At 73.3% G+C, this 954-nt stretch carries 1 protein-coding gene; it reads right to left on the bottom strand.

What is annotated here, in order from left to right:
- Window positions 1-102 precede the first annotated feature (102 nt).
- On the bottom strand, window positions 103-768 hold the full coding sequence (locus GUY59_RS47125) for a hypothetical protein (RefSeq protein WP_138208868.1): 666 nt from the start codon (window positions 766-768) through the stop codon (window positions 103-105).
- Between the last annotated feature and the right edge of the window lie 186 nt (window positions 769-954).

The following is a 954-nucleotide window of genomic DNA, read 5'->3' on the forward strand; positions in this document are numbered from 1 at the left end:
TGCTGGGCGTCGCCGTCTCGTGACGTGACCCTGCGTGGCGGCCTGGCGTACGGAACCTGGACGACCGGCCCCGGCCGGCCCCGGCCGGCGCCGGCGCGGGGCTCAGCACATGGTCCACGAGGCGGACTGGCTCTTCCGCACCGGCGAGGTGAGCTGGAAGACGACCGTGTGCCGGCTCCCCAGCTCGGGGCTGACCTGCTTCTTCGAGCCGAAATAGTCGGTGCGGGCGTGGGACGGGATGCGCCTCGAACCGCTCTCGATCACCTGGCCGTCGACCAGCCACTGGTAGGAGAACGCGGCGCCCATCTCGGACGCGTCCAGCCCGATGCCGAAGCCCAGCGACCCCGTGTAACAGGTCTCGCCCGCACTGTTGATCTTGGACGCTCCGGCGACCCTGACGTAGGCGAGGTTGAACGAGGCGGTCCTCGTGCTCTTCGTGCTCTTCTTGATCGCGGTGGGCGACGGCCGCCTGGTCACCGGCTTCCCGGCCGGCTCGGGAGTCCCCGTGGGTGTTCGCCGCGTGGTGGCGCGGCGCTCCCCTGCCGGCCGCGTGGCGGGGCGTGAGCGCCTGACCTCAGGAGTGGCCGAAGGAGTACGCCTCTTCTTCCTGGGTGGGGCGGCGGTCCCCTCGCGCCGGGCCTCGGTGGTGGCGGAGGGGGACGGCTCGCTGGAACCCGCCGCCAGCACCGACGGGGCGGGCGTCCTGTCGGCCGAGAGGTTCCACGCGACGACACCGGCCGCCAGGCACACGGCGACCGCTCCGGACACGGCCGCGATCAGGGGTAGGCGCCGTCGCGCGCGGTGCGGCGGAAGAGTGCGGTACGGATCACCGCCTCCCGCGGGATGCGCCTGACCGGACATGCCCGGAAGGGATCCGTGCACGGCATGGGAGTGACCGGACGCGCGCGGCCGGGATCCGGCTGCGGCATGGGGATGACCGGACGCGGCCGGCTC

It is taken from the genome of Nonomuraea sp. K271, assembly GCF_009908215.1.
GTDB lineage: Bacteria > Actinomycetota > Actinomycetes > Streptosporangiales > Streptosporangiaceae > Nonomuraea > Nonomuraea longispora.